Source organism: Bacillus mycoides (genome assembly GCF_001757995.1).
Taxonomy (GTDB): Bacteria; Bacillota; Bacilli; order Bacillales; family Bacillaceae_G; genus Bacillus_A; species Bacillus_A mycoides_B.
This window is the reverse complement of the sequence record NZ_LXLV01000104.1, coordinates 1-6,745: the sequence shown is the minus strand read 5'-3', so window position 1 is coordinate 6,745 and position 6,745 is coordinate 1. Positions and strand designations below refer to the sequence as shown.

Annotated in this window: 4 protein-coding genes and 2 pseudogenes; 5 read left to right on the top strand and 1 reads right to left on the bottom strand. The window is 31.4% G+C overall.

Going from position 1 to position 6,745, the window contains the following annotated elements; all coding sequences use genetic code 11:
- A pseudogene (locus tag BWGOE10_RS28735) lies at window positions 1–281 on the top strand (Rpn family recombination-promoting nuclease/putative transposase); the annotation flags it as partial.
- Between the two features lie 259 nt (window positions 282–540).
- A complete protein-coding gene (locus tag BWGOE10_RS28730; RefSeq protein ID WP_070168292.1) occupies window positions 541–1,230 on the top strand; it encodes an IS6 family transposase in 690 nt (229 codons plus the stop codon).
- A gap of 67 nt (window positions 1,231–1,297) precedes the next feature.
- Here BWGOE10_RS28730 and BWGOE10_RS28725 read toward each other — a convergent pair whose 3' ends face one another.
- Window positions 1,298–2,467: a DUF4046 domain-containing protein gene (locus BWGOE10_RS28725; RefSeq protein WP_070145835.1), complete on the bottom strand. Its 1,170-nt coding sequence runs from the start codon at window positions 2,465–2,467 to the stop codon at window positions 1,298–1,300.
- 1,094 nt (window positions 2,468–3,561) lie between these two features.
- On the opposite strand from BWGOE10_RS28725, the pseudogene BWGOE10_RS28715 reads away from it, so the two are divergent.
- From BWGOE10_RS28715 to BWGOE10_RS28705, 3 genes and pseudogenes are all read left to right on the top strand, one after another.
- A pseudogene (locus BWGOE10_RS28715) lies at window positions 3,562–4,184 on the top strand (IS6 family transposase).
- A 762-nt stretch (window positions 4,185–4,946) separates the two neighbouring features.
- Window positions 4,947–5,981 carry a bis-aminopropyl spermidine synthase family protein gene (locus BWGOE10_RS28710; protein ID WP_070146078.1) on the top strand — a complete coding sequence of 345 codons (1,035 nt, stop codon included), beginning with the start codon at window positions 4,947–4,949 and terminating at the stop codon, window positions 5,979–5,981.
- Between the two features lie 20 nt (window positions 5,982–6,001).
- Window positions 6,002–6,745 (top strand): carbamoyltransferase N-terminal domain-containing protein (locus tag BWGOE10_RS28705; RefSeq protein WP_321969985.1); only part of this gene is annotated, 744 nt, incomplete at its 3' end.

Genomic DNA, 6,745 nt, shown 5'->3' with positions numbered 1-6,745 from the left:
ATAGGGCAATGAATAAGTGGGAACGTATGAGTCAAGATTCTTCTTTCCGTCAAGCATATGAAGCAAGAGAAAAGGCCTTAATGGATGAGGCTGCAAAGTTTGCTCATGCTCGTAATGAGGGGAAAAAGGAAGGAATTCAAGAAGGGGTTCAGCAAGGGGTTCAGCAAGGAAAAATACAGATGATTAAAGGTATGCATGAACTTGGTGTACCACTTGAAACGATTGCTAAAGCCAGTAAATTAGGCATAGATGAGATTGAACGTATTTTAGAACAAAAATAATCAGCAACAAAAAAAGAACCTATTAATTGGGTTCTTTTTTTGAGCTATTTGTCAACTCGGGGTACGGAAACGATTCCGGGTATGAGGGGCCAATCTGGAAAAATATTCAATAATAAAAATCGTAGGAATTGATAATTCCTACGATTTTTTGATTAGAATTCTCTAATATTAATTGCAAAATGTGGTTTAAATCGGTTCTGTTGCAAAATTTTTTGAGCTGAGCTAAACTGTAGGGAAATTGAGATGAGGCGAATGATACATGGGATACTTTAAAGGAAAACAATTTAAAAAAGGTATTATTTTGGTAGCCGTAGGCTACTATTGTCGTTTTTCTTTAAGTTATCGCGATGTATCTGAACTTTTGAGAGAACGTGGAATATCGGTTCATCCTACAACCATCATGCGTTGGATTCATGAATATGGAGATTTAATTTATCAAATTTGGAAGAAGAAAAATAAATCAGCACATTTCGTATGGCATTTAGATGAGACCTACATCAAAGTGAAAGGAGAGTGGTGTTATCTTTATCGTGCGATTGATCGAGAAGGGTACACCTTGGATATCCAACTTCGTAAAACAAGGGATCATCAAGCCGCCTATATGTTTATGAAAAGGTTAGTGAAAACTTTTGGAGAACCAACGGTTCTCACAACAGACAAGGCTCCAGCCCTACTTTGTGCGCTCAAAAAACTGAAAAATAACGGTTTTTATGTGCATACGAAACATTGCACCGTTAAGCATTTCAATAATCTCATCGAACAGGACCATAGACATATCAAGCGACGTTTTGTCAAATCCGCAGGATTTCAAAATCTTCGTCATGCTTCACGTACAATCAAAGGAATCGAAACCATTCATGCCCTATATAAACAAAAACGAAGTTTGCAACAACCAAACTTCGTTTTTTCGACGTACAATAAATTAGAGAAACTATTCAAAATTGCATAAACTCTACCTACTAAATTAGGATTTTTTTGTTTATATAAAAACTTTGCAACAGAGCCTTTTTTATAAATTAATTGGGATATAGTTCACTTAACATGGCATGTGGGTTCTTATTCCAAAATCTATCTAAGGGGGTTCTTAACCCTTGATTAATTATCCACCTTCTACTATACACCCTTATTAGTTCTTCATTAGTTAATTTTTCTTTTTCCTCTATCGTCCATTTCAATGCTTCCAATGCTTTCTCCTTTGTCCAAAATCCACGAGGGGCCCTATTTAATTCCCATTCTTTAAATTTCCCTGGATACAACTCGTGTAGCATGGCATATGGACTATTTTTCCAAAATCTATCTAATGGGGTTCTTAACCTTTGATTAATCATCCATCTTCTACTATAGACCTTTATAAGTTCTTCATTAGTTAACTTTTCTTTTTCCTCTATCGTCCATTTTAATGCTCCCAGTGCCTTTTTCTTTGTCCAGTAGTTTTTAGGTGTTTTCTGGAATTCCCACTCTTTAAAACATCCAGGATATAACTCATTTATCATACTAAATGGACTATCATTCCAATATCTCTCCAATGGGGTCCTTAAGCCTATTTCTGAAAACCAAATTACACTAATTTTTTTTCTTATCTCCTCATTATTCATTTGTTTTCTTTCCTCTATCGTCCATTTTAATGCTTCCAACGCTTTTTTTCTTGTCCATAAACGACTAGGAGTTTTTTTAAACTCCCATTCCTTAAAATGGTCTGGATATAATTCATTTATCATTATGTAAGGACTATTTCCCCAAAAAATTTGGCAAGGCGAACTCAAATTATGATTAGATAACCACCGAACATTATAAACCTCCAATAGTTTATTATCTGTTAACCTTTCTTTTTTTTCTATCGTCCATTTTAATGCTTCCAATGCCTTTTCCTTTGTCCAATAGTTCCTAGGTGTCATTTGAAATTCCCATTCTTTAAAACAATTCGGATAAACATCACTTATCATTACATATGGGCTATCATGATATTTAACGCTAAGTAAACCACCTAATTTATATTTAATAATTAATTGGGATTTCCAACTCTTAAGAATTGTTTTTTTATCCCACTTTAAAACTTTTTCTATAAGATACTTGATTACACGTTTTGCTAGATTATTATCTTGATCATCACTCCATGTACCTTTGGGAAATCTGTTCCTTTTACTGTCCAATATCTCTTGGTATATCTCTTCTATTTTTATTACCATTACAATCCTGTTCTCTCTTTCTATAGTGATTTTTACAGTAAACTAGATAAAAATCACCAGCAATTACAAATTTATTTCTAAGCAATAATCCACCTATATTTTAAGTACTAATAGGTGAATTTTGTTCATAATTAATATATATATGAACACTAATCCCCCCTCGATAAGGGGGAATAAGGGGTTCAGCCCATCAAGTTAACATTTTGAAGTTCCCATTTAACGAAAATTTTTTGTTTTTTATAGCAACGAAGTTCATTTTTATCGTTTTTGGGGCAACCTGTTCTGTTAGGTTGATGGGCATGGGGTACAGCCATAATTACACATAAAGAAAAAGAATCCCTTATGATTTATGGGACTCTTTTTCTTTTTTAAAGTTTTATCAGACAAATGATCTGCACATCAATTTATCTTTGATATACAGATCATTTGTCTGATAATTCCTATAAATAAATGCGGAGTAATAAACTTACATAAATGTTTTTAAAAGTTCTTGAACCAATGGAATTGCTCCACCTATGAATTTTAAAACTGCCATTGCGATTTCCATAATCATTTCCTCCTTTTAATATTATGATGTAGTAAATCTTATACTCTCATTATATTAAGTGCATTAACTCATATCAATACATTTTAATATGCAATATTTCATCTTAAAATCATGCTTAATACTGTTATAATAGAATAGATAAATTCTACATCATTTTTCGATATACTAAACAGCTAATGAATACATAAAAAAGGAAGAGGATTTTTAAAATTCTCTTCCTTTTTTATGTATTCATAGGGGTCACTATATGGGGGTTAAATCTAAACTTTCTTTAAAAAGATATTATGATTTTTATTAAGAGGGATAAAATTCGCAACGGAAAATGACTGGTTGCTAAAAGGGATATTTTCGTATTTGTAAGAGCAACAAAAAGAACTTGTAGTGATTTCTACAAGTTCTTTTTGTTTTTCAGTTAAACAATCTACAATAGAACTTTACAAAGAAACTAAATATTTTAATTGAAATCAAAATTTATATAAACGGTTCTGTTGCAAAGTTTTTTGAGCTGAGCTAAACTGTAGGGAAATTGAGATGAGGCGAATGATACATGGGGTACTTTAAAGGAAAACAATTTAAAAAAGGTATTATTTTGGTAGCCGTAGGCTACTATTGTCGTTTTTCTTTAAGTTATCGCGATGTATCTGAACTTTTGAGAGAACGTGGAATATCGGTTCATCCTACAACCATCGTGCGTTGGGTTCATGAATATGGAGATTTAATTTATCAAATTTGGAAGAAGAAAAATAAATCAGCACATTTCGTATGGCATTTAGATGAGACCTACATCAAAGTCAAAGGAGAGTGGTGTTATCTTTATCGTGCGATTGATCGAGAAGGGTACACCTTGGATATCCAACTTCGTAAAACAAGGGATCATCAAGCCGCCTATATGTTTATGAAAAGGTTAGTGAAAACTTTTGGAGAACCAACGGTTCTCACAACAGACAAGGCTCCAGCCCTACTTTGTGCGCTCAAAAAACTGAAAAATAACGGTTTTTATGTGCATACGAAACATTGCACCGTTAAGCATTTCAAAATCTTCGTCATGCTTCACGTACAATCAAAGGAATCGAAACCATTCATGCCCTATATAAACAAAGGCGAAGTCTTCAAAGAGACTCCGCCTTTTCAACGTACAATGAACTTCAACAATTACTAGCTACTTCCTAAACATTGTTCCTCATTTACCAACCTGTTTATGCTTTTTCAAACTTTGCAGCAGAACCAAAAAGGGCAACTTGTTTTACCGGAAAAGTCTGTCCAAAACCAGAAAGAATTTATTCATAAATTGTTTGGCTTAGCTTCATAAGATAGAAATGAAGAGAAAATTGCTACTCTATGTTTCTAACTAATATTTTTGCACCAGAACCCAAAAAGCTACCTAATGAAATAACCTGTCTAATTTATGGGAGGCACTTCAAATTGCCGTGCCCTTACAAAATAGACCTCCCCCAATAACCCCCGAAAATAAACATTTTTTGAAAAATTTATAAAAAAGAAAATCGACAAAAATCTCTAAAAAAAGGCTCTATACTAGTTTTTTTGAAAATCCTAATATAAAAATTAAAATAATATAAATACCCATAATTATTCCTAGTATTGTTTTATCAGGAAAAATTTTACTTAATTTTCTGAATAAATTTTATCTACAAATATTATTTATTTATTAATCAGAAAATTCTACTTTTATGCTAATATTGGTGGTGCAGCTCTGTTGCAAATATTTGAATTACACAATTATCTATATAAGGGGGAATGTGAAATGGAAAAGGAATATATTCATGAAGAAATGCTAGAGCTTGAAGATCTTGAATTAGATGAAGAGGATTTACTAATTCGTGCAGGCAAGACATTAGGTTAAGTTTTAAAATAAGGAGGTTACATATGCAGTTTAACTGTATATGTAACTTTTTTTAAGGTAGGGTATACAGTATGAAAGAAAATAAGATTATTTTATTATATCAAAGATTTATTGAATTAGACTATGAAGAAGAGTTAGATAAAGTACCAAAATTAAAAAACAGAGGGGTACTTTTGAATTTTTGGAAAAAATGGTATGAAATTAGTGAGAAACAATTCGAATTTATAATTTGGAAGTCCATTAATACTGTAGATACTTTAGATGATCTAGTCAAAATAACTGGGACTTTAAGTTTGGCTTTAAGATTATTAAAAGTATTAAGAGAAAGAAATTTAGTTGAAATTATAGAAAATAAAATAAGGTTTTCACAAGAATTAACAAGTGGTATTTTATATGAGCCAACCCCTTTTCCTAATACAGGATATGAGAATAAAATAAACAAAAAAAAATATGCTCAATTTAAAGCTACTTGGGATAGTTCGTTGAGGAGAGCTGAAATAATAAATCAAGAGTTATCATCTAATAAAAATATCTTTTTTTGCGGAGATGATGATTATACAAGTTTGGCCCTTAAACAATATAAAAACAGAGAAATAGGTGTAGGAGATATTGACGAAGAACTGATTGAATATTTTAAACATGCAAACAATGATATTGAGTTTTATAATTTTGATGTTAGAAATGAAGTTATGGAAGATTTAAGGAATAAGTATGATGCAATACATTGTGACCCTATAGATGATGGTAGAGGGTTAGATTTGTGGCTAAATAGAGCTAATGAATTATTAAAAGGTCAAAAGGGTGATTTAATTTTTTTAAATATAAGTGTTAAAAGATTAGGTAATAGGGCGGTTTATTTGCAGAATTTCTTGACATCTTTAGGTTTTTATTTAAAAGAAATTATTCACGATTTAAGTTCTTATAAAGTGGCTGAAGAGCCTTACATTGATGAAGAATTAATAAAAAAGGACTTAGAAGGCATTGGTTTTTCTAAAGATACATTTAATAATTTGTATATTCAAACAGATATGTTGGTTTTTGTACGATTAATAGATAAACCAACCCTTTTTCCGCAAGAATATTATGAGATTAGAAGAAAAATATAAAATAACTGCGAGGTAAAATAATGTATGTTTTAGGAGTCAATGGGTGGGACTTTGATGTTCATGATGCAAGTGCGTGTTTATTTTATAATGGTAAATTAATAGCTGCAGCTGAAGAAGAAAGATTTATTCGTCAAAAAAAGGCATTAGATAAAATTCCATATAATTCAATAGCTTATTGTTTAAAGGAAGCTGAAATTACTCCAAATGAAGTAGATCATATTGTTATGGGCTGGGATGTAGAACAATTATATTTTGAGAAGTATTCAAAGAAGCTTAACAAAGATGAATGTCTTGAAAAGATTTTTCCGAAGAGAATTTTTAAGAGAGATAAAGATCCTCAAATTCATATGTGTTCTCATCATTTGGCACATGCTTCTGGTGCGTTCTTTAGTTCGGGATTTAACGAAGCTACCATAATAGTTATTGATGGAAGTGGAGAAGAAGAATCAATAACGATAGCAAAAGGAAAAGGTAATATAATAGAAGTACTAGAAAAATACCCGTTGGAACATTCTTTAGGTATTTTTTATGAAGCATTAACTGTATTTTCAGGTTTAGGGAGGCATAATGAAGGGAAGTTAATGGGCCTATCTTCATATGGGGAAGAAATATTTGAATTTCCTGATATACTGGAAAATCCTTTGAAACCAAATAAAAATACAGTTAGTATGAATGGTAAATATTTTTCGGTATTAAAAGATTGGATAAAAGTTATTAATAGTATAACAAAGATAGCTCCTAATTATATTAAATATGAATATAAT